This window comes from Paenibacillus sp. S25 (assembly GCF_019454085.1).
GTDB classification, from domain to species: Bacteria; Bacillota; Bacilli; order Paenibacillales; family Paenibacillaceae; genus Paenibacillus; species Paenibacillus polymyxa_B.
In genome coordinates this window covers 5,295,905-5,318,324 of the sequence record NZ_CP073683.1, presented here as the reverse complement: position 1 = coordinate 5,318,324, position 22,420 = coordinate 5,295,905, and the positions used below count along the sequence as shown (strand labels likewise).

The 22,420-nt window shown below is 46.2% G+C and carries 19 protein-coding genes; 17 read left to right on the top strand and 2 right to left on the bottom strand.

Translation table 11 applies throughout. From position 1 onward, the window contains the following. The first annotated feature begins 1 nt into the window (after position 1). From KAI37_RS23335 to KAI37_RS23320, 4 genes are all read left to right on the top strand, one after another. Positions 2–1,009 carry a glycosyltransferase family 2 protein gene (locus tag KAI37_RS23335; protein WP_023990627.1) on the top strand — a complete coding sequence of 336 codons (1,008 nt, stop codon included), beginning with the start codon at positions 2–4 and terminating at the stop codon, positions 1,007–1,009. Beyond that, positions 972–1,391, top strand: a complete 420-nt coding sequence (locus KAI37_RS23330; protein ID WP_220030302.1) for a GtrA family protein — start codon at positions 972–974, stop codon at positions 1,389–1,391. The genes KAI37_RS23335 and KAI37_RS23330 overlap by 38 nt, the downstream gene beginning before the upstream one ends. After that, positions 1,388–2,989 (top strand): ArnT family glycosyltransferase, encoded by a 1,602-nt coding sequence (locus tag KAI37_RS23325; RefSeq protein ID WP_076294063.1) that lies wholly within the window; start codon positions 1,388–1,390, stop codon positions 2,987–2,989. Before KAI37_RS23330 ends, KAI37_RS23325 begins: the two co-directional genes overlap by 4 nt. A gap of 103 nt (positions 2,990–3,092) precedes the next feature. Further along, positions 3,093–4,727, top strand: coding sequence for an ArnT family glycosyltransferase (locus KAI37_RS23320; RefSeq protein WP_220030301.1), 1,635 nt, complete (start codon positions 3,093–3,095; stop codon positions 4,725–4,727). A 77-nt stretch (positions 4,728–4,804) separates the two neighbouring features. Here the strand turns inward: KAI37_RS23320 and KAI37_RS23315 are convergent, their stop codons facing one another. Beyond that, a complete protein-coding gene (locus KAI37_RS23315; protein WP_071643255.1) occupies positions 4,805–5,593 on the bottom strand; it encodes an alpha/beta hydrolase in 789 nt (262 codons plus the stop codon). A gap of 266 nt (positions 5,594–5,859) precedes the next feature. Here KAI37_RS23315 and KAI37_RS23310 point away from each other — a divergent pair, with 266 nt between their 5' ends. After that, a complete protein-coding gene (locus tag KAI37_RS23310) occupies positions 5,860–6,996 on the top strand; it encodes an S-layer homology domain-containing protein (protein WP_076294064.1) in 1,137 nt (378 codons plus the stop codon). Between the two features lie 71 nt (positions 6,997–7,067). On the opposite strand, the gene KAI37_RS23305 is transcribed toward KAI37_RS23310, so the two are convergent. After that, a complete protein-coding gene (locus KAI37_RS23305) occupies positions 7,068–8,486 on the bottom strand; it encodes a VanW family protein (protein ID WP_071643251.1) in 1,419 nt (472 codons plus the stop codon). Between the two features lie 224 nt (positions 8,487–8,710). Between KAI37_RS23305 and ftsE the strand changes: the two genes are divergently transcribed. From ftsE to KAI37_RS23245, 12 genes are all read left to right on the top strand, one after another. Then, complete coding sequence (ftsE, locus tag KAI37_RS23300; RefSeq protein WP_023990620.1) at positions 8,711–9,397, top strand: cell division ATP-binding protein FtsE; 687 nt, start codon at positions 8,711–8,713, stop codon at positions 9,395–9,397. Beyond that, entirely contained in the window at positions 9,387–10,304 is a 918-nt protein-coding gene (gene ftsX / locus KAI37_RS23295) for a permease-like cell division protein FtsX (protein WP_013312238.1), read from the top strand. Before ftsE ends, ftsX begins: the two co-directional genes overlap by 11 nt. An 86-nt stretch (positions 10,305–10,390) precedes the next feature. Further along, positions 10,391–11,674 carry a M23 family metallopeptidase gene (locus tag KAI37_RS23290; protein WP_023990619.1) on the top strand — a complete coding sequence of 428 codons (1,284 nt, stop codon included), beginning with the start codon at positions 10,391–10,393 and terminating at the stop codon, positions 11,672–11,674. 206 nt (positions 11,675–11,880) lie between these two features. Then, the gene (locus KAI37_RS23285; RefSeq protein WP_025721899.1) at positions 11,881–13,347 is read left to right on the top strand and encodes a S41 family peptidase; all 1,467 of its coding nucleotides are present in this window, start codon (positions 11,881–11,883) and stop codon (positions 13,345–13,347) included. A gap of 164 nt (positions 13,348–13,511) precedes the next feature. Continuing rightward, the gene (locus tag KAI37_RS23280; RefSeq protein WP_220030299.1) at positions 13,512–14,828 is read left to right on the top strand and encodes a PDZ domain-containing protein; all 1,317 of its coding nucleotides are present in this window, start codon (positions 13,512–13,514) and stop codon (positions 14,826–14,828) included. Positions 14,829–15,005: 177 nt separating this feature from the next. Then, positions 15,006–15,563: a class I SAM-dependent methyltransferase gene (locus tag KAI37_RS23275; RefSeq protein ID WP_025721901.1), complete on the top strand. Its 558-nt coding sequence runs from the start codon at positions 15,006–15,008 to the stop codon at positions 15,561–15,563. A gap of 275 nt (positions 15,564–15,838) precedes the next feature. Continuing rightward, positions 15,839–16,222: a hypothetical protein gene (locus tag KAI37_RS23270; protein ID WP_029514546.1), complete on the top strand. Its 384-nt coding sequence runs from the start codon at positions 15,839–15,841 to the stop codon at positions 16,220–16,222. A gap of 400 nt (positions 16,223–16,622) precedes the next feature. After that, positions 16,623–16,736 (top strand): glycoside hydrolase family 48 protein, encoded by a 114-nt coding sequence (locus KAI37_RS26840; protein WP_143756805.1) that lies wholly within the window; start codon positions 16,623–16,625, stop codon positions 16,734–16,736. A gap of 19 nt (positions 16,737–16,755) precedes the next feature. Beyond that, complete coding sequence (locus tag KAI37_RS23260; protein ID WP_143756807.1) at positions 16,756–16,965, top strand: hypothetical protein; 210 nt, start codon at positions 16,756–16,758, stop codon at positions 16,963–16,965. A gap of 111 nt (positions 16,966–17,076) precedes the next feature. Continuing rightward, positions 17,077–21,114, top strand: coding sequence for a glycosyl hydrolase (locus tag KAI37_RS23255; RefSeq protein WP_220030298.1), 4,038 nt, complete (start codon positions 17,077–17,079; stop codon positions 21,112–21,114). Between the two features lie 519 nt (positions 21,115–21,633). Continuing rightward, the gene (locus KAI37_RS23250; protein WP_220030297.1) at positions 21,634–21,960 is read left to right on the top strand and encodes a BLB8/JUQZ-1 family protein; all 327 of its coding nucleotides are present in this window, start codon (positions 21,634–21,636) and stop codon (positions 21,958–21,960) included. A gap of 69 nt (positions 21,961–22,029) precedes the next feature. Further along, a complete protein-coding gene (locus KAI37_RS23245) occupies positions 22,030–22,392 on the top strand; it encodes a BLB8/JUQZ-1 family protein (protein WP_220030295.1) in 363 nt (120 codons plus the stop codon). Positions 22,393–22,420 lie beyond the last annotated feature (28 nt).

Below are 22,420 nucleotides of genomic sequence, written 5' to 3'. Positions count from 1 at the left end.
AATGGAGACAAAAACACCTTTTTTATCCGTCGTCATTCCCATGTACAATGAAAGCTCGCATCTCGAGCGTTCACTTAAGGTAATTGATGGGGTATTGTCTGTTGTCACCTCACGCTATGAGCTCATCATAGTAGATGATGGTTCTAAAGACGATACGTGGCTCAAGCTGTCCGAATTGTCCCGTCGTATGCCCTCTTTGCTCGCGCTCCGGCTGAGTCGGAATTTCGGCAAGGAGCTGGCGTTGTGCGCAGGTCTGGAAAATGCCTCTGGCGATGCGATTATTGTCATGGACGGCGATTTGCAGCATCCTCCTGAGATGATTGGGGAAATGGTACGTTTATGGCAAAATGAAGGTTATGATTTGGTCGAATGTGTGAAAGAATTTCGGGGAGAAGAGTCGGTGGGCAAAAAGCTCGGAGCTTCTTTGTTCTACGCGACCTTGAACCGCTTGACGGGCTTTAATCTCAAGGATGCCTCCGATTATAAGCTACTGGATCGACGAGTGGTGGATGCCTGGATGGCGATGCCAGAGCGTATGCCGTTTTTCCGCGGGATGACGGCCTGGCTAGGTTTCCGCAAAACCCAGATTTCATTCCGGGTGGCTCCACGCGAAGAGGGGCCAAGCCGCTGGAGTCCGTTAGGGCTGACTCGACTGGCAGCAGAAGCGATCGTTTCGTTTTCGACAGTACCATTGCGGGTAGTGAGTCTGATGGGCCTCATTTTTATGCTGATTTCAGTCGTATTGGGGATTCAGACCTTAATGCGCAAATTAACGGGTGATGCTGTGACCGGTTTTACCACTGTCATTTTGCTGCTCTTGATTATTGGCAGTGTACTCATGCTGTCAATTGGTGTGGTAGGAGAATATATTGCCGCCATATATCACGAAGTCAAAGCTAGGCCTCGCTATCTGATAGCAGATAAACGGGCGAATGCTGACCGATTGTGGGTGGACAGGGAGTTTAATCAACATGATCAGACGTTCATATCTAAAGTATCCAATCATTAAATACGGTATTGTGGGGCTGCTGGGCACAGGTATCCATGTTGGTGTGCTTGTGCTGCTGGTGGAGTTGTTTACGGTACCAGCAGTAATGGCTACTACAATCGGATTTGTGGTTACATTGCTCGTTTCGTATGTGCTGAACCGAAACTGGACGTTCGAGCCTACCGGCGAGGGAAGCCGCACCCAGTTTCTTAAATATTTGTTGGTCTGCACCTGTGGCTTGCTCTTAAATGCCGCTCTGATGTACGTGACCATTCATTGGATCGGTTGGTCGTATCTGATCGGTGAAGTACTAACTACCATCATCGTGCCTGTTCATAATTATATTTGGAACCGCTACTGGATCTTCTCCGTTCCGCAACAGCGTCAGAAAGAGGTTTCATGATTTTAAGAAAACACGGAAAATTGCTATCATTGTTTGCTTGTATTACTGCTCTTGAACTGGCCGTGGGTGTGTATTTTGCATGGCATCTTGGCTATATGCATACCGATGCGCTCAGTCGAGTGGCTAATGCATTTTATGTGCTATACAGTCGTGACCCACACTTGGGTGCTATCGGGTTTGTATGGAATCCGCTGCCCAGTTTGATGGAACTGATAGTGCTGTTGTTTTATCCTTTATTTCCGGTACTCGCTTCCCACGGGCTGGCGGCAGTGATTGTGAGCAGCCTGTTTGCAGGGGCGAGCGCGGCATTATTGTATGCGACGGGCAAACAGTTGGGGCTTCACGGTGCAACCAGTTTGCTCATTGCGCTATTATTTTCACTGAATCCATTTATGTTTCTGTTTGGCTTCAACGGCTTAAGTGACTCGCCATATATCTTTTTCATCCTGTTGACAGTGAGTCGATTTTGTATGTGGTTGAAGGATCGCAAGGCGGCGAATTTGATCGTATCCGGTTTTGCGCTTGCATTGGCATTTTGGGTACGCTATGAAGCGGTCCCGCTTGGCGTTGCGATGGCTTTGGGTGTATTGCTGACGATCTTTTTTCTGCATCGGTGGCGTACAAACAGAGAGAGGGTTAGAACGGAATTGTCTTTAAAAGAGCGCCTGTACAAGGTGGAAGCGACATGGCTTCTATTGTTGTTGCCACTTGTCTTTTCCGGTCTGCTGTGGCTCTTTTTTAACTGGATTATCATGGGCGATCCGCTTTACTTTTTACGCTCGCAATATTCCAATTCCACACAATCAGCGGCTTTGTTGGAGGATCAACGGTTCGTGGCCATGTTTGCCCACCCTGTGCTGATGCTAAAGTTTATCGGGCAACGAACCTTATGGTATGCTGCTCCGTTGATTGCCATTTTGCTCATACGACTATTGGACAAACGTCTGTTGAGTTGGAGCACGTTAACGCTACTGGCCATTTTTTTATCGGTGCCAGGACTTCAGCTTTTGCTGATGCTCAAGCAGTCTTCTTTTGGTTGGTTCCGATATTTTATGTATGTATTCCCGATTACGGTTGCCTGGTTGCCGTATGAGCTAAGTTTATTGAAGGGGAAAATGAGGGGGATCGGAATTTCACTAGTAACAGCAGGAATGTTGGTAACAGCAGGCTTGTTATCCTATGCACTGACGAACCCCGCGATTGCAGCAGATGAACACAGCTATTTGACGCATAGTGGTAATGAAAGCTACGAACGTCAAATTATTGAGCGGAAAATAGCGCCGTGGCTGGATGAGCATTATGGTTCATCTCTCATTTTGACAGATTCTTATGCCGCCTATCCGATCATTTTGAGCAGCAAAATCCCGAAGAAGTTTATGATTACGAGTGATTTTGACTTTGGGGAATCTCTAATGGATCTGCCTGCTTCCAAGGTGGATTATGTCTTGGTTACGCGCTTGGTGGATGGGGTACCGCTGGATCAGGTGAACCGGAACTATCCTGATTTGTTCGAAAAGGGAGCGCCGTGGGCCTCGTTGGTACATGACTTTGACGGGCAGTGGCGACTGTACAAGATAGAGCATGAAGAATCAAAATAATTATGATATTTTAGTGCATCGTAGCGGAGGGAAGCATACAGCTGTAGGGTGTGAGTAGGGTACAGCTGTATCACCGCAAGAAGTTTGAGGGGGAACGAGAGGAATGTCCTTTCGCAAATGGTCTGCAAGCAGATGGATGGCTATAGGTCTGTTTGTATTTATACTTGCATTGGAACTGTCTGCGGGCATCTATTTCAGCTATGTTCTGGGATATATGCACACAGACGCGCTCAGTCGCGTAGCTAATGCATTTTATGTGTTGTACAGCCGTGACCCGCATCTGGGCGCAATCGGATTTATCTGGAATCCACTACCCAGTCTTCTGGAAATGGTGATTCTACTGCTGTATCCAATCTTTCCGGCATTAGCCACCTATGGATTGGCTGCTGTCATTCTTAGTGCTACCTTTGCCGCTTTGACCGCTATGTTGCTGTATCGGGCGGGGATCAGAACAGGGCTTAGCTCAGGGATGAGCATCTTGCTGGCACTGTTGTATGCACTGAATCCATTTATTTTACTGTTTGGTGCCAATGGGCTGAGCGATTCGCTATACATATACTTCATTATGATGACGGTGATTGAGTTTGCATTGTGGCTCAAGGATCGCATGACGGCAAGTCTGATTGTTTCTGGATTAGCGCTTGCCATGGCGTTCTGGACTCGCTATGAAGCGGTTCCTCTGGGCGTAGCAATGGCGGGTGGAGTGGTATTGGCGATCATGTTTCTTCATCGAAACATGGGCAGACGTGAACTGGCCTTGCGAGAAAAACTGCACAAGGTCGAGGCAACTTGGTTACTGCTTCTGCTCCCCGTGGTCTTTTCCGGACTGTTGTGGATTTTCTTTAACTATCTCATTATGGGGAATGCTTTTTATTTCCTGAATTCGGAGTATTCGAACACGGCCCAATCGGCAGAGCTGCTGAATGATGATAAGTTTGTAGAGATTTTCTCCAATCCGCTGGTGGCCTTGAAATTTATTGCTTCCAAAACACTCTGGTATTCGGTACCGTTGTTTGCTATTCTGTTCATTCGTCTGTTGAGTGGGCGCTTGTTCCGATGGGGAACATTGATTATTTTGCTGTTGTTCCTGTCAGTGCCGGGGTTGCAGTTTTTACTCATGATGAAGCAATCTTCGTACGGATGGTTTCGTTATTTTATGTACGTGTTCCCAATTACCGTAGCCTGGTTGCCCTATGAGCTGAGCCAGCTTCAGGGACGATGGCGGAGGGCAGCCTTTGGCCTGGTGTCCGTCAGTCTGCTGCTTACCGCTGGATTACTTTCTTATGCGTTGACTCGCCCGGATATTGCACCGGATGAGAACAGCTTTCTCACACGAACGGGTAATGTGAACTACGTGAGACAGGAGTCAGATCGTAAGATTGCCGTTTGGTTGGATGAGCATCTGCCGAAGTCTACCATTATGACCGATTCGGCTTCAGCCTACACCATGATTGTCTACAGCGAATATCCCAAACGCTTCCTGATTACCAGTGATTATTCGTTCAATAAGGCATTAAGTTATCCGCAGGATAGCCATGTGGATTATATCCTTGTACCTAAGATTATGTCAGGCATGCCACTGAGTAAAATCAATATGGTATATCCGAATTTATATGAGAAAGGCGCTCCTTGGGTCCAGCTTGAACGTGAGTTTAACGGTGAGTGGCGCTTGTACAAGGTGCTACCCAAGTCACTAACTAAAGGATCTCCATCGACGGAGACCACGACAAATCCCTAATGTGCATAATAAAATCCCCAAGCCTATCCCTTCGCCATAGTGCGATGAGGGAAGCTGCGGGGATTTTTTTTACCTGTTTAGTGCTCTTTGAGCGGTAGCCACGCCAGTACATCCTGAATTTTCGCGTCCCAGTATCCCCATTCATGAGCTCCAGGACCTTCTTCGTAGGTCAGCGGAACTCCGGCAGTATTACATGTTTCACGAAAAGCCTGATTTCCCTTATATAGGAAATCTTCTGTGCCGCAGCATTGGTAGAGCCGGGGAAGTGAGGTCCCCAAGGCAGCGTGACGTTGTAACAGCTCCAGCAAATCGTGATCCGTTCCACGTATTTCATCTGGACCAAAAATGTTAAGCCATTCGGCTGGACTCATCGCATTTTGCATAGGATCGGTGCGTGATGCGTGTAAATCCATGACTCCCGAAAGGCTGGCAGCGGCTGCAAAACGCTCTGGATGCTGGAGTGCCAGTTTGAAAGCACCATATCCACCCATAGAAAGCCCGGCTACAAAATTATCTTCACGCTTGTCGGACAGAGGAAAGAATGAACGTGCCAAAGCCGGCAATTCTTCACTGATAAAGGTCCAATAAGCCGCGCCTTGCTCCATATTCGTATAGAAACTCCGATGTACTTGGGGCATGACGACAGCTAGGCCCAATGAGGCGACATAGCGTTCAATGGAGGTTCGACGCAACCAGATTGAATCATCGTCCGATAAGCCATGCAGCAAATACAGCGTCGGATGTGGCCCGGTTCCTTGCTTGCCTTCCAGTCCAATTTGCGAACGGGTTGCCTGAGGAAGAATAACATTCATGGATGTGCTCAGACCAAGAACTTCCGAATAAAACTGACATTGAATAAGAGCCATAAGAAGACCTCGTTTCCTAGGGTTTTGTGACCTCATTGCAGTGTTCCAGCATATGACCGAGTACTCATTCAGTATACCTTAGCCTGTCTAAATATAAATATCCAAGTGAATAACTAGGCATTAAGTCCCGTTTCTTATTTATCCTACATAAGGAGGGGGTATGGTTATATGGGACGATTTTTTTAATTTGGGGGTTATTTGGGTTTGATTTCTGGTAAAGTGTTTAAAAAAGAATGATGAATCCAATCAGAGGAGGAATTTATAGCATGGGAAAAAAGTTAAGAAACACAGTTACAGGTGTATTGAGTACAGGTCTTATTCTTAGCGCATTCAGCGCAGCGGCAGCTGCTCCCCAAACTACAAGTGGTCATTGGGCAGGAGATCAGGTGCAACGCTGGTCAGCCACAGGACAATTGGACGGCGCGGTGAAACCAGATGCGGCAATCACACGTGCAGAGTTTATTGTTCTCCTGAATCGCAGCTTGGGTACGTTCACGCAGGATACTCCAGCTGTGACAGACGTAACGTATGCGGACAGTGTAAAAGTAAATGGTAATGGAAGTAGAACGTTTACAGATGTACCAGCTTCGCACTGGGCATACAACGAGCTGACAAGTGCCGTGAATGCAGGTTACATAAGCGGCTATGCAGATAACAAGCTCAAACCAAATGGTAAGGTAACACGTCAAGAGGCTGCGGCTATCGTAGGCAAAGCTATTGGACTCACTGCAGGTAACGCAGCAGATGTTACTAAATTCATTGACTCCGACAAAATTGGAGTTTGGGCGAAGAAAAGCGTAGCGGCAGCTGCGGAGCAAAAAATCATCAACGGGTATCCAGATGGTAAATTCCAGCCACTGAAGTCGCTGACTCGTGCAGAGGCAATTGCTATTCTGGACGCTGCTTCCGGTTACAACCTGAGCCCTGTTGATAATCTGACGACGACTCCTGGTGGAACGGTGACGGATTCCACATACAGCAACGTGACAGATTCCACTTATGGTAACACGTCGACTACTTCTGGCAGCGAAACAGAAGATAGCACAAGTACCAGCACAGATAGCACGACTACGGACAACTCTACAACAATAGATACCAACACAACTACGGATACGACTACAGATAGCACTACAGACACAGCTGCAACTACGGAAGCACTGAAAGTCAACAATGTGTATGATGGAGAAGGTACAATTACGGGAACAGCTAAAGCCGGTTCCACAGTAACGGCCTATTCCAACGAACTGCCTATCGGTAGTGCAGTAGCCAAAGATGATGGCACATTTAGTATCAGTGTGCTTACTCAAAAAGCAACGGTTAGGCTGGTAATCAAAGCTAAAGATGCAGACGGTAACGAAAGTGAGCCTGTAGAAATTTCTGTTTTGGGTAAACGCAGCGAGTAATTTATAGCTAAAATCCCCCTTTCACTCTGTCTGGAACAAGTCCAGCTGACAGTGGAAGGGGGATTTTTCGTTTATTCGCTTATACCGTCCTCGACAATAGACTTCTCGGGTTCACGTGTTTGTGGCTCAGACGATGTGCCACCGCCATAACTAGCTATAATGCGTTGCTGCGCTCGGTACGTATCGCGGCTGATTCGGGTGCGATCTACGGTTTTTCCGTCTACCTTTTTTACCCGGAATGTTTCTACCACATACCCTTCCTTGCCCTGCCGAAGTACTTGATAGAAGCCGGGGGAAAGTGAGTCATTACGGAGTCTCTTCTCCGGTATGGGAAGTACGCGAACCGTATGGGATTCCAGTTCATACGAAACATTGGACGGAAATGTACCAAAAAATTTAACAGTAAGCGTTCGGTTTTGGACAGCCGCACGAAGTAGTAAATGCTTGCCTGTATTGTTTCTAAAACGAAAATTAATGGACCCTGTAGCAAAAGTTGCATCCTGACCTTTGGGCAGGTAGCTGACTGGCAAAGAATGGTTGCGGCGCTCAACAATGTCCAAACCGACTCGCAGTGCTGCATTATACACCGTGCTGGATACCTGACAAATCCCGCCGCCTATGCCGGACTCCAACCGACCGTTCACGATCACTGGAGCTTCACGAAAGCCATGAGTGCGCTCAGCCTTGGCAATCAATTGACCGTAGTCGAATATGTCGCCCGGCTTGAGAATTAAACCATCAACGGTGCTTGCCGCTGAATTGACGTTATACACACGTCCTTCCGAGCTGCTGCCAAGACTGGTGGAGAACTGGACGATTTTACGCTCAATCCCTTCGTTACGTAGACTGTCCACCGAAATTTTCGGCTCCAGCTGGCGGAACGGTAATTCCACTCGTATCGGCTCCTCAGAAACGGTAAAATCCTTGGGCAGCGCCTTATCCAGTGCGGCGTCCAGCTTGGGCCAATCCAGACGTCGCGCAGAGCGCCCCGGAATATAACGAACCTGATCATTCCCGTCAATCTGACGCACAGCATTGATAGGCATGCCATATCGTTGCTCCTCCCAATCGGCTCCGAATTGGGCTTTCAATATCTCCTTCTGTCGGAAAGATGCGATAGACCATTCCTTTTCGAAGCTAAAACGTGTCTGCACACGAGTCCATAGATGCTCCGAGCTGAGCGCCTTCACGGCATTCCGAAATGCCTCCGCTTTATAACGAATCCCTGCTTCCCCAAGTGTAATTTTTATATCCTGTGCACTGCTGTCATTGTCCGTCAGAAGCAGTGGGCGTTGCTTCAATGCATCCAGCTTTTTATCCACCAGCCGAAGAGCAGCTGTGTGATCCATGCTTCCTACGTTGACTCCTCCGACCCTAACTCCCTCCGGCAGCGTTTGTCTGTCGGCGTACAGATGAAGTCCCCCCCACAACATGGCCAGCGCCAGAACACTAGACCATATCCAAATGACAGATAAATGAATTTTTTTCATAATGCAGATGTCTCCTGTCTGATAAGCTTGATAGCGTACTCGTGTGCCATAATATTCATATATATGTGCCAAAAGCAGAAAACTTTCGGTACTATTTAGGTAACAAATTTGTTACAATGATAAACGGTATGATGAAATAGAGAAGTTTTTAAAGGAAATGCATGGAATATGTCGAATGGATATTAGGTTATGCGTAATATGATTAAGCAGCGGGAAGTGATCGAGTGATTGAAATGCAGGATGTGTGGAAGACCTATACTAACGGAACCCACGCACTTCAAGGAGTATCGGTCAGAATTGACCGTAATGAATTTGTATACGTAGTCGGCCCGTCTGGAGCGGGGAAATCGACTTTTATGAAGCTTATTTATAGAGAAGAAGTACCTACCAAGGGGCAAATTTCAGTCAATGGTTTTAATATCGGGAAGCTCAAGCAGCGTAAAATTCCCTACGTTCGTCGTAACATCGGAGTCATTTTTCAGGATTTCCGGCTTTTGCCGCGTTTGACGGCTTATGAGAATGTGGCTTTTGCTATGGAAGTTATTGAAGCTCCCAAGAAGCTGATTCGCAAACGGGTACCAGAAGTGCTTGAACTGGTTGGCTTGAAAACAAAAATGAACCGTGAGCCTGCCCAGCTTTCCGGTGGGGAGCAACAGCGTGTAGCGATTGCACGGGCCATCGTAAACAATCCTTCCGTGATCATTGCCGATGAACCTACGGGAAATCTGGACCCCGAGACATCGTGGGAGATCATGCAGTTGCTGGACGAAATTAATTTTCGGGGTACGACCATTGTGATGGCGACACACAATAAGGACATCGTGAACTCCATGCGTAAACGCGTAATTGCCATTGAGAATGGCAACATCGTAAGGGATCAGGTAAGAGGGGAGTACGGATATGACTTTTAATACCTTCTTGCGTCATGTGCGGGAAGGTTTCAAAAACATATTCCGCAATGGCTGGATGTCCGTGGCATCCGTCACCTCGATTATTGTGTCATTACTTATATTGGGCGTATTTATCATGCTGGTGCTCAACGTCAATTCCCTGGCTGATCAGGCAGATAGTCAGGTAGAGGTTAACGTATTTCTGGAGCTAAATGTAGAGCAAAACATGCGTGAAACGCTGCAAAAGGAAATCGCGGCGATGCCGGAAATCAGCAAAACGACCTTTGTGACTAAAGCTCAGGGTTTGGAGGAGCTGCGCAAAGATTTGGGAGACAGCGGCAAGGAGCTGCTGGAGGGTTTTGACAAGGACAGCAATCCACTCCCAGACAAAATTGTGGTAGAGGTTATTGAACCAACAACGGTTCCATTTGTAGCCGAAAAGATTGAGAAGCTGAATACGTTGCATCCAGAGAAACCGATTTTAAAGGTTCGTTATGGAAAGGGCACCGTAGAGACACTCTTTACGATTACGAAGCTCATTCGTAATGTAGGCTTTATATTCGTCGCCGGACTGGCGATCATGTCCATGTTCCTCATCTCGAATACGATTCGCGTGACCATATTGGCACGACGCAGAGAGATTGGCATTATGAAGCTGGTCGGTGCGACCAACTTTTTTATACGCTGGCCGTTTTTTATTGAAGGCGCGCTTATTGGTCTTATTGGTTCCCTTATTACCGTAGGTATTTTATTTACTGGCTATCAGCGTTTGCTGACCGCCGTTCAGGGCGATATAGCTCTAAATATGTTGAAGCTTATGCCACTTGAAGGCATTTGGATTCAGTTGAGTGCATTGCTGATTATTTTGGGTATGCTGGTCGGAATTGTTGGCAGTACCCTGTCCATGCGCAAGTTCTTAAAAGTATAAAGAAGCGTTGGCTGGACGTCGTGGTCGATATCAATTAGAACGGGGAAGCCCGGTGTTATTTTGCGATAAAGGATGGGGAGTGCAAGTTGAAAAAAACAGGATCTGTGTTGGCCGCTACCTTGGTAGCCGCATTGCTAATCCAGCCTTCTGACGGATATGCCAAAAGCATGAGTGAAATCAATTCGCAGCTGAACCAATTGGAAAAGCAGGCCCAATCTGCCAAACAACAACAGGAAAAGGCTGCTCAAGATAAACAGTATGCTCAACATTACAAAAATAAAACCGTGCAAAACCTGAAAATTGTGCTTGCTCAGATTAACAGCGTCAGTGATCAGCTGACTCGTGTTGCGGTTCAGATTGATCAAACGGAAGATAATCTGCGTGCGACCAAAAAAGATTTAGCTGAGGCCATTGATCGTATCCAGTCACGGGAAAAAATGCTGGAAACTCGTGTGCGCTTGATGTATACGGATGGAACCGTCTCATATATGGACGTGCTTATGTCTTCGTCCAGTTTTAGTGACTTTCTCAGCCGGGTAGATTCCCTGAAAACGATCGTGGAGCAGGATCAGATCCTGTTGGACGAGCATAAAAAGGACAAGGCATTGGTCGTAAGCAAGAAGAAACAGCTGGACACGGAATATAAAAATGCCAAGAAGCTCTATGCGCTCAAGCAGGACGCCAAAGCAGAACTGAATTCGAAGGAAAAAGAGAAACAAAGACTGATTTCCAATTACGATCATGATATTGCTGAGTCAGATGAAATTAGTGAAGAGCAAAATGACATGCTGGTAGCACTCGCTAACAAGCGTGTGGGTCTGGTGCAGGAGAAGAACAAGCTTAGAGCGGAGCAGGCTGCCAAAGCAGCACGCGCTAGAGCGGCTGCACGTGCGGCTGAAGCCAAACGATATGCATCTTCATCCTCAGGTGCCGCCTCGAATTCCAGCCATGCGGCAGCCAGTACGTATACAGGCGGAACGGGCACTTTGGCTTCGCCTGTATCCCATTACCGACTTTCATCTACTTTTGGCATGCGGGTACATCCGATTACCGGCAAGCTTAAAGGCCACACAGGTGTTGATATGGCGGCTCCTCAGGGAACCGATATTCATGCAGCCGAAGATGGTGTTGTCATTGTTGCCGAATGGTGGAGTGGCTATGGAAATACGGTTGTGATTGACCATGGAGACGGGCTATGGACCCTATACGGACACATTCGCAATGGTGGTACGGTGGTTCATACCGGGCAGACTGTGAAACGGGGTCAAAAAATTGCAGAAGTTGGTTCGACGGGCAATTCCACAGGACCTCACTGTCATTTTGAGGTGCGCGAAAATAACAAACCTGTAAATCCGATGAACTATTTATAGTAGATAAGGTAAGCCCTATTTATAGCCATTAAGGTTGTAGATAGGGCTTTGCTGTAATGGTTAATATCCGATGAAGAACATGTGCATTGAGACACGGAGTAGGATACAATTAACATATTCCGTACAAGCTAGACGTATACTTCGTGGATGGACATGCGTTGTAAGGCAATAGGATACAAGATAATGAGAAGGCGGTGGACGATTAGATGTTGAAAAAAAGTACAGCGATACTCTTGATGGTGATCGGGCTGCTTGGCGGCAGTCTGCTCACTTTTGCCTATACTGGAACGACTACAGTAGGGAACAGCGCTCTGGGCGAAGGACTGCTGGCGAGTGTGACAGGTAGCAGTTCTACCTCCAGAAGTGATATCCGCAAAATCGAGACGGCGATGGACCTGATTCAGGGACAATATTATCAGGATGTGGACCGTACCAAGCTGGTGGATGGCGCCATCAATGGTATGATGGAGTCGCTTGGCGACCCGTACTCCTCTTATATGGGTAAAGAAACTGCACAACAGTTCGAGCAATCCATTGAAGGTTCTTTTACCGGGATCGGAGCCGAAGTAGCGGCCGAAAACGGGAAAGTAGTTGTAGTCACGCCAATTAAAGGCTCCCCGGCTGAAAAGGCAGGGTTACGCTCTAAGGATATTATTTTGTCTGTTAATGGTGAAACACTGGACGGATTGGATCTAAACAAGGCCGTTTCCAAAATCCGTGGACCTAAAGGCAGTCAGGCAAAAGTCAAAATTCAGCGCAGTGGCTCTCCTGATCCGCTCGAATACACGATTACCCGTGACAACATTGATATGGAAACTGTAACGGCTCATATGGAAAGCGACGGTGTAGGCGTCATCACGATCACCCAGTTCTCTTTGAATACAGCAGAACGTTTCAAGGAAGAGTTGGCGAAGCTCGAAAAGCAAGGGTTAAAAGGGCTCGTCATTGACGTGCGTAATAACCCGGGCGGCGTGCTTTCCGTCGTCATTGATATTGCACAGCAATTTGTACCTTCCGGCAAAACGATTGTACAAGTGGAAGACAAGAATCAGAAGCGTGAAGAAGAGAAATCCAAAGGATCACGTAAGAACTATCCAGTGACTTTGCTAATGAATAAAGGTAGCGCAAGTGCGTCCGAAATTCTGGCAGGTGCTCTCCAGCAATCAGCAGGTGCTGTGTTGATCGGGGAAAATTCCTTTGGTAAAGGTACTGTACAAACCAGCTATGACAAGCAAATGGGTGACGGTAGCCTGCTCAAAATCACGATTGCCAAATGGTTAACGCCAAATGGAACGTGGATTCATAAAAAAGGGATTAAGCCGAATATCGCGGTGGAACAGCCTGAATACTTCACAGCAGCACCGCTGAATAAGGAAAAGTCCTTGAAATACAATATGAATAGCAGTGATGTGAAAAATGCACAAATCATTCTGCAAGGCTTGGGTTACAAACCAGGTCGCGAGGATGGCTATTTTGACAAAGTAACGGAAAGCTCTGTTATTGATTTCCAAAAACAAGCGAAGCTGACGGCTAGCGGCATCATTGATGCGAAGACAGCAGCAGCGATGGAAGCCAAGTTGATTGAGAAAATTCGTGATCCGAAAAATGATAATCAGCTCAAGCAGGGGATTGAAGAGATTCGGAAGGAAATGAAGACAAGCGTAGCGAAATAATAGTGAGGCTACAACAAGGGGGCTGGAAACAGCCTCCTTTTATATTGGGATTTATTTGCAGTCTGTCGGTTTGTCTTCCCTACGTTGGCAATTTCATATAGAATAAATGGATATGAAATGTACGTGATCCGCTATACAGCGGGCCAGGGGCATAAGGAGTGTGAATGGACTTGGAATGGGCATTACAATGGGGATGGAGCGTCTTGAATGCTTGCGTGTACCTGCTTTTGCAGCCTTTTTATTATATCTCGATACTCATTGTCGCACTTGGTTATCGTCGGCAAATGCTGCTGGAGCGCAAGCTATTTCATACCAAAATGCATAGCTGGGCTGCAGAGACCTGGCGTGTCGTATGGAGTGGTTTGCTTGCTGGAATGGCGCTATCTGCTCTGGGAATGTTCGTCAGTGTGCATCTGAACTCGGCTTCCATCGTGTGCCTGTGGGTAGCGACATTACTGCTCATGCTGGTACGCGTCCGTTACCTGTGTCTCGCTTATTCGGTAGGTCTGCTAGGAGTGGTTCAATTTTTCTTAAACGTGGCCAGTGGCTGGCAACCTGAGGGAGCGCTCGGAACATCAGTAGCAGCCATACGCGGATTGGATATTCCAGCACTGTTGGTGTTGGTCGCCGTGCTGCATGTGGCTGAGGCGCTGTTGGTTCGCTGGCAAGGGGGAAAGGCGGCCACTCCGCTGTTTGTCGAGGGCAAACGGGGAAGATTGGTTGGCGGTTATCGTATGGAAGACCTCTGGCCCATTCCGTTGTTGTTGTTGGTACCGACTCAGGGAGGATTCACGCTTCCTTGGACACCTTTGTTCGGTGGCGATGCCGGAACCGGGTATATGCTGGCAGCCTTGCCAGTCCTGATGGGCTTCAGCAGCGTGACGCTAGGCCAGCTACCACGACAGAAGGCGGTACTTACTTCGAACCGTTTGCTCCTGTACAGTGTGGCTTTGCTTCTGCTGAGCTTGCTGGCTGCATGGTGGAGTCCGCTGATATTGTTAGCAGCGTTATTCTCCTTTCTGGCTCATGAGGCGCTGATCTGGTATGGTAATATAGAGGAAAGTCGTCTTAGCCCGATGTTTGTCCATCCGGAGCAAGGGATGCGTGTTCTCGCTGTGCTGCCAGACAGTCCAGCGACAGCCATGGGCATACTGCCGGGCGAGGCCATTTACCGCGTGAATGGGGTTGTTGTGAATACCCGTGCCGAGTTACACCAGGCCTTGCGGATCAACTCTGCTTTTTGCAAGCTGGAGGTACGCAATCTGCAATGCGAGAGCAAGTTTGTGCAGCGAGGCATGTACGATGGCGATCATCACCAGCTAGGGGTCGTGCTTGCACCGGATGCAGACGCGAGCTGGGCCGTATCCATACAGCCGGCCTCCATCTATCGGATTGTTGCCATGCATATAGGCGCACGACGACGTAAAGCTGGACAGGCATCGCAGGCAGAGGGTGCACATTTGGATACCATGGACAAATAGATGTTACAACAAGAGGGTAGTCATTATTTGATTAGAGTCGAATAAGGCTACGCTCTTTTTATATGCCGACAGAAGCCTGCTTGAAATCAATATTCTGATCGGTATACAATGAATATGTAATAAGAAGCGTTGATGAACCGAATGCCTATCATGTGTGTCAAGCAGGGAGAGGAAAAGATGAACGCGATTCACTTTATTCGAGAGTACATCAGGCATCCACGTAGCGTAGGCGCTGTTATACCCAGCTCAAGACAGTTGGCCAAACAAATTGCCACACCGATTTATTTTGACAAAGCATCGTGCATTATTGAATATGGTGCAGGGACCGGTGTGTTTACGCAAGAGCTGATTTTGAACAAGCGTCCAGAAACGCTACTTTTAGTGATTGAAGCTAATGAATCGTTTTATAAAACATTACAAAGCAAGTATGGACACCTGGAGAAGGTACACATCATTCATGGATCGGCTGAGCATGTAGCTCAGTATATACGACAGTATGAGGTCCCAAAAGTGGATTATGTCGTGTCAGGGCTCCCTTTCACCAGCTTACCCGCTGCGTTATCCAGCCTCATTTTGGGACAAACGGCTGAGGTTTTGGGCCAGGAAGGCAAATTTATTACGTTCCAGTACAGCAAGGTCAAACACAATTTTTTCCGCACCTTTTTTGCTGACATTCAGATTAAAAAGGTAAACTACAATGTCCCTCCCGCTTATGTGTTCACTTGCAGCCTGTAACCTTGCAGCTATGTAGAGGACTAGAATAAATACGAATGTGAATATACGGATAATTATGAGAAGACTTGGTCAGCGTCATTAAAATGCTGAAACAGTCTTTTTTTGTTGTACACTTTCATGGATATAGAAGATAAGGGGATATGTTAAAAAGCAAAATTCATTTAAGGAATCATATTTTAAAATGGGGCTTAACCTATATATTACATAAGATGGAACCCGCTAGTTTTTTGTAGGATTCATGATAAATCTGAACTTTTGTTAAAGGAGATTTATATATGGTAAAACCGCTGATATTCATGCGTTGGTGTGAGTACTATAAGTTAAGTGACCGTGAGACGGATTTTGTATCTTTTTTTATGATGAATTTCTCGGCTGCCCGTTCAGGCAATCAACCGAAGCTTAGGGAGCAGTTTGTTGAAATTCAGAAAAAAACTTTTCCTGAGTACCCGTTTGATATTACCCCGGAAGAACTGGATTATTCCAAATTCGAAGGCTTGATGAAGCAAGTGCTGAAAATTCATTTTGACACGGCCGAGCTGTTATACTCCTTCTATCTCCAAAAGCTGTGCGCACCTTTGGCAGAATATATTTTATCCACTGGAGAATCAGAGCCTGCACGCATCTATTATAAGCTTATTCAAAAGGATAAAGTGCGGTAGGAGAAATGGATGTGGATGTATCGTAAAAGCTTTGGAAGGCAATACAGCATTCTTACACCACTATGATTTAAATGCCGGGGACTCTTCATTCTGTAATTTTACTAGAAATAGTTTGATATGAATCCCCGTTCTCCATACCCTTCGTTTCATTTCTCTCCAGTAAATAGCTGCTACTGATAAAGGAAAATAGGATCCTTCTACACCAATATCGCAATCCATAGATAAATACCGGTTTGTTTTTCCACAGGTAATTCAGATGTGTGGGTTTATTTCTGTTAAACATATATAAATACATAACCTATCGAAGTTTGTCCAGTTTCAAAGAAAGACGATGACATAGCTAGAAATTTTGCGGCGAGTTCATGTTCTACTACATGGCTATTTAGAATAATCTTTGGATATGGACCTTCCGTCCAACAAATGGTTCGATATGCAGGCTTGGTCGGTAGAACGTATAGCAGAGCTGTACTATTACACATTTCTCAACAAGAAGCCGATAATGGTACTACCTTGATGCAAACGGCAAACCCATCATGTGCGGTGTGAATACGGCTGTTGCTACACTTGAAGATCCGGGCCAATTCTGGATTTCGGACGGAGAGGAGAGTGTAGTCAACCGGATACTTAGAGCTTCGAATGGCGAAATTCAAGCGTGTATTAACAAAAACGAGTGGACGAGCTACAATGTGGCAGATGAATACTCCTACGATCCTACAAAAAATTTAATTGGCAGATTAGAGTAAGGTGACGCTGTACCAGAACGATAAACTCGTTTGGAGTCAGGAGCCTTAAAGCCTGACGGAGCGGCACTCGTATGGGTGCCGCTCTTTTCAAACTTAAAGGAGGAAAGCGGCATGAAGGCGAAAAATAGTAGTAGTGTTTGGTCCAAACGTTCCAAATGGCTGCCTGTCGTCATGGCATGCACGATTATAGTAGGGGGTGCTCTACCGGCTCCATCTGTAGTTCACGGTCAAACGGCAAAAACCGTTACCATTAAAGTCGATACATCCAAGGATCGTAAGCCTATTAGCCCTTATATTTACGGTACGAATCAGGAGTTGGCAGGCGATGAGAATCTGACTGCCAGACGACTTGGTGGCAATCGAATGACCGGATATAACTGGGAAAACAATATGTCCAATGCAGGAAGCGATTGGGAGCAATCCAGCGATAACTATTTATGCAACAATGGCGGTCTGACAAAAGCTGAATGTGAAAAGCCGGGGGCGGTGACGACTTCGTTTCATGATCAATCGCTGAAGCTGGGCACTTATTCTTTAGTTACGCTGCCGATGGCCGGTTATGTGGCCAAAGATGGAAATGGAAGTGTGCAGGAAAGTGAAAAAGCCCCTTCTGCTCGTTGGAATCAGGTCGTAAACGCTAAAAATGCGCCGTTCCAACTACAGCCTGATCTGAATGATAATCAGGTTTATGCGGATGAATTCGTCAACTTTTTAGTGAAAAAGTATGGCGTTGCTTCAACAAAAACAGGTGTGAAAGGATACTCGCTCGACAATGAACCCGCTCTCTGGTCGCATACGCATCCGCGCATTCATGGTGAAAAGGTCGGTGCGAAAGAGTTGGTAGAGCGGTCGGTAAGTTTATCCAAAGCCGTTAAGACGGTTGACGCCGGTGCGGAAATTTTTGGGCCCGTTCTTTACGGTTTTGGCGCCTATAAAGATCTTCAAACTGCACCTGATTGGAATTCTGTAAAAGGCAACTACAGCTGGTTCGTGGACTATTACCTCGATCAAATGCGCCTCAGCTCGCAAGCTGAAGGCAAGAGATTGCTGGATGTTTTCGATGTGCACTGGTATCCCGAAGCGATGGGTGGAGGCATACGAATTACGAATGAGGTAGGCAATGACGAAACGAAGAAAGCCAGAATGCAGGCGCCTCGTACTTTGTGGGATCCGACCTACAAGGAAGATAGCTGGATCGCACAATGGAACAGCGAATTCTTGCCTTTACTGCCTCGATTAAAGCAGTCGGTGGATCAGTATTACCCGGGAACCAAGCTGGCTTTGACTGAGTATAGCTATGGCGGCGAAAATGATATTTCCGGCGGTATCGCTATGACCGATGTGTTGGGCATCTTGGGCAAAAACGACGTTTATATGGCAAACTACTGGAAGTTAAAGGAGGGTGCCAACAACTACGTTAGTGCCGCTTACAAGCTTTATCGCAATTATGACGGAAAAAGCTCAACTTTCGGTGATATCAGCGTTAATGCGCAAACGTCGGATATTGTTAATAGCTCGGTGCATGCTTCCGTAACGGATGCATCCTACAAAGAACTGCACCTCGTCGTCATGAATAAAAGCATGGACAGCGCATTCGACGCCCAATTTGATCTTTCCGGTGAGACGACTTACGGTTCCGGTAAAGTATGGGGCTTCGACAAAAATAGCTCGCAAATTAAGGAAGCAGCGCCAATCACGCAAATTTCAGGCAACCGCTTTACCTATACAGTACCGCCTTTGACGGCTTATCACATCGTGTTGACTGCTGGCAATGATACGTCCTTTGCGCTGAGGGCTGAGGCTGGCGATGGGAAAGTCGATTTATCCTGGGACGCTTCCAGCGAAGTTGTAAGTTACAGTGTACAGCGGGCAACATATGAAAACGGACCTTTTGCTGATGTAGCATCCAACTTGGTCGAAACGTCTTATACGGATACGAACGTAACGAACGGCACTTCTTATTATTATAAAATAACCGCAAAAACAAAGGCGGGAACAAGTGAATCCAATATTTTGAAAGCGGTTCCGCGAACGCCTATAGACGGACAAAATCGCTATGAAGCCGAAGATGGTACGCTGAAGGGAACCATTGTGGAGTCCAGCGGGACCGGCTTCTCAGGTACTGGTTATGTAACCAATTTCCACAATGCAGGGGATTCCCTGACGATGACGATTCAGGCAGAGGCGGCAGGCTTGTACAATCTTACAATCGGCTACCGTTCTCCTCATGATGACAAACGCACGAACTTCTCTTTAAACGGCAAAGCGTCTGGCGAGCTGGTACTTTGGAAAACGGCTGATTTTAAAGAAACGTCCGGTGGTAAGGTTCTGTTGAATGCAGGGGCCAATACGATCGGTTTTGAAACAGGCTGGGGCTGGTATGATATCGACTATGTCAAGCTGGAGCCAGCTACTGACCGTCCACCGCATGCGGTAACCAAAACGCTCATTAATCCGAATGCGACGGTAGAAGCAAAAGCATTGATGAACTACCTGGTTGATCAATACGGGAAGAATATGCTCTCTGGTCAGGAGGAAATAAACGAAATTGATTGGCTTCAAGCCAATGTAGGTAAAAAACCGGCAATTGCAGCGCTTGACCTGATCGACTATTCGCCAAGCAGGGCGGAACACGGTCTTAGTTCCACTGAGACGGAAAAGGCGATTGCATGGGATAAGCAAGGGGGCATTGTTACCTTTGCATGGCATTGGAACGCGCCGAAAGGTCTGATCGATACGCAGGGAAAAGAATGGTGGAGAGGCTTTTATGCCGATTCAACTACATTCGATATCGAATATGCGATGAATCATCCAGAGTCCGAAGATTATAAATTGCTTATTCGCGACATCGATGTGATTGCAGGGCAATTGAAGAAGCTGCAGGATGCGAAAGTTCCTGTCCTGTTCCGTCCTTTGCACGAAGCGGAAGGCAAATGGTTCTGGTGGGGCGCTAAAGGTCCTGAGCCTGTTAAAAAATTGTATATTTTGATGCACGACCGTTTGACTAATGTGCACAAATTGAACAATCTGATCTGGGTCTGGAACTCTGTTGCTCCCGACTGGTATCCGGGAGATGAGTATGTGGATATTTTGAGCTTCGACTCTTATCCGCAAGCAGGCGACTACAGCCCGCAAATTGCAAAATATGAAGACCTTGTTACATTGGGCAAGGACAAAAAGCTAGTTGCTATGAGCGAAAACGGACCTATCCCGGACCCTGATCTGATGAAAGCGTATCAAGCCCATTGGAGCTGGTTCGCTACATGGTATGGGGATTTCTTGAGAGACGGCAAACAAAACAGTCTTGAGCATCTGAAAAAAGTGTATAATCATCCGAACGTCATTACGCTTGAAAAGCTCCCGACTAACTTAAAAACGTATGGCATTACCGAGCAACCGTCAGTACCGGGCAGCTTCACGCTGAACGCGGCGGGCGAAACGGCGAAAGTAGCGCTGAGCTGGACAGCATCGGCGAATGCGGCAAGCTATGAAGTGAAGCGTTCGACGGCTGAAAACGGCGCGTTCGCCACAGTAGCGAGCGATGTATACGGAAGCAGCTACACCGACACAGCCGTAACAGCAGACACGACGTACTATTACCAAGTCGTAGCGAAGAATGATGCAGGACAAACGGTTTCCAACACGGCTAGCGCAGCGCCGAAAGCGGATACTCAGCAGCCGACAAAGGGACTGTTGGTCCAGTATCGCGTAGCGGATACAAATGTGAATGACAATAACTTGAGGCCGCATTTCCAAATCTTAAATAAAGGTACAACCTCCGTACCGATCAACGAGTTGAAACTTCGCTACTACTACACGATCGACGGTGACCGTGACCAGACATTTAACTGCGACTATGCGGTGGTGAGCTGCTCGAAGCTGAATGGTAAGCTGGTTAAAATGGATAAAGCTGCAACCGGTGCTGATTATTATTTGGAAGTCAGCTTCAACTCGAACGCAGGCGTGTTAGCACCTGGAGGAAGCACGGGCGAAATTCAAACCCGCATTCATAAAACAGACTGGTCGAACTATAATGAAAGTGACGATTACTCGTATAAAGGCACGCAAACTTCATATGCCGATCATACGAAAGCTACGTTGTATCATAATGGCGTACTTGTTTGGGGAACCGAACCGACAGCTAATTAAGATAGACGTCCATCGTTGAAATGAGCAGGGGATTTAGTATCCCACCTGCTCATTTTTTTGTACAAAAACCCTCCAAGAGATATACCTCATCGTAATCTTCTTCCTGAGCATTATAAGTTGGAGGCGATTCATAAGATCACAAATATATATTTTTACTTACACAAATGGGACGTGGTAGAGAAGTACGATCATGAATTAAAAAAACTGGCTTACAAATGACTTATTATTATTGTTACATGTATCAGCTTGCCATTTATCATTACAGACGTGGAAGAATACTAAAAGGACAAAAGGATACTATAGATTATCTTTCATTATCTCAGCAGAGGAATTGGTTTAAGGCACCAGTTTCTATTGAGAGTCTTCAAGATCATATGCAATTAGACTAGGCCAATTTTAAGGGATTGGTCTTATTTATTGATTATTTTGTAAAAAAAGAAATGATATGTTTATTTTATTGCTAGTTGTAACACATCAAGAATTATAATGGGATTAAATTAGAAGAAAGGAGATGGGAAAATGAAGAAAATAGTTTCAGCTTTAGCAATCTGTGTACTGGCTTTATCGCTTAGTAGTTCGGTGTTTGCTTCGGGAAGTACTTTAACGTTTGACAATTATCAGGCAAAGAATGCATTAGGCACTACATCAATTCAAGATTTATACAAAATAACCAAAGGAGGGTATCTTCGACTTGGAGACTACTCCTTGGTCATTGTCAGCAACAATGGAGTTTTAGTGAACGAAAGTAAATCTATAATTAAAGGTATGAACTATGGAACGGCTGACGTCAAAGTATTTAATAGTTCAGGTATTTTTATCAAGACAATTCAAGTAAATGTTATATGAATTAAACCTAGCATAATAATTATAGATTTTATTGAGTAAAGGAAAATAATTAAAGAGGAGAAATGACAAATGAAAAAAGCAATCTTAGCACTATCAATTTCTGCGTTAGCTTTATCTTTAGGGGGAGTAGCCTCCGCCTCACCAGTAAGTTCAACGGCATCATCTGTAACCCCAGCAAAAGTTACGGTAACTTTTGAACTTGCAAAAGGAGAAAAAGCGCCCATTACAAAGCAGGATACTCCTCCACTTCGTTTAGGAATAGGTAGCACGTATAAAATGGATGGTTCTAACTGGATGATTTTGTATGGAAGTGATGTTGTCGAACTTCATGGAAATAAAGCTAAGATGATTGGCTATGGTACAGCTCAGGTTGAAGCCTTTAAATCTAATGGAGACAAACTTGGAGTTTACACTTTTAAGGTTGAAAGATAGTATTTATATGCAGTGAAGGAGGTGAAGT

Excerpts from the sequence above, each read along its gene's own strand:
- KAI37_RS23275 (WP_025721901.1), top strand. The coding sequence starts at position 15,006 with ATGAACGCGATTCACTTTATTCGAGAGTACATCAGGCATCCACGTAGC.
- KAI37_RS23285 (WP_025721899.1), top strand. The coding sequence starts at position 11,881 with ATGTTGAAAAAAAGTACAGCGATACTCTTGATGGTGATCGGGCTGCTT.
- KAI37_RS23260 (WP_143756807.1), top strand. The coding sequence starts at position 16,756 with ATGTGCGGTGTGAATACGGCTGTTGCTACACTTGAAGATCCGGGCCAA.
- KAI37_RS23280 (WP_220030299.1), top strand. The coding sequence starts at position 13,512 with ATGGACTTGGAATGGGCATTACAATGGGGATGGAGCGTCTTGAATGCT.
- KAI37_RS23305 (WP_071643251.1), bottom strand. The coding sequence starts at position 8,486 with ATGAAAAAAATTCATTTATCTGTCATTTGGATATGGTCTAGTGTTCTG.
- KAI37_RS23330 (WP_220030302.1), top strand. The coding sequence starts at position 972 with ATGATCAGACGTTCATATCTAAAGTATCCAATCATTAAATACGGTATT.
- KAI37_RS23270 (WP_029514546.1), top strand. The coding sequence starts at position 15,839 with ATGGTAAAACCGCTGATATTCATGCGTTGGTGTGAGTACTATAAGTTA.
- KAI37_RS23320 (WP_220030301.1), top strand. The coding sequence starts at position 3,093 with ATGTCCTTTCGCAAATGGTCTGCAAGCAGATGGATGGCTATAGGTCTG.
- KAI37_RS23315 (WP_071643255.1), bottom strand. The coding sequence starts at position 5,593 with ATGGCTCTTATTCAATGTCAGTTTTATTCGGAAGTTCTTGGTCTGAGC.
- KAI37_RS26840 (WP_143756805.1), top strand. The coding sequence starts at position 16,623 with ATGGACCTTCCGTCCAACAAATGGTTCGATATGCAGGCTTGGTCGGTA.
- KAI37_RS23325 (WP_076294063.1), top strand. The coding sequence starts at position 1,388 with ATGATTTTAAGAAAACACGGAAAATTGCTATCATTGTTTGCTTGTATT.
- KAI37_RS23245 (WP_220030295.1), top strand. The coding sequence starts at position 22,030 with ATGAAAAAAGCAATCTTAGCACTATCAATTTCTGCGTTAGCTTTATCT.
- ftsX (WP_013312238.1), top strand. The coding sequence starts at position 9,387 with ATGACTTTTAATACCTTCTTGCGTCATGTGCGGGAAGGTTTCAAAAAC.
- KAI37_RS23255 (WP_220030298.1), top strand. The coding sequence starts at position 17,077 with ATGAAGGCGAAAAATAGTAGTAGTGTTTGGTCCAAACGTTCCAAATGG.
- KAI37_RS23335 (WP_023990627.1), top strand. The coding sequence starts at position 2 with ATGGAGACAAAAACACCTTTTTTATCCGTCGTCATTCCCATGTACAAT.
- KAI37_RS23310 (WP_076294064.1), top strand. The coding sequence starts at position 5,860 with ATGGGAAAAAAGTTAAGAAACACAGTTACAGGTGTATTGAGTACAGGT.
- KAI37_RS23250 (WP_220030297.1), top strand. The coding sequence starts at position 21,634 with ATGAAGAAAATAGTTTCAGCTTTAGCAATCTGTGTACTGGCTTTATCG.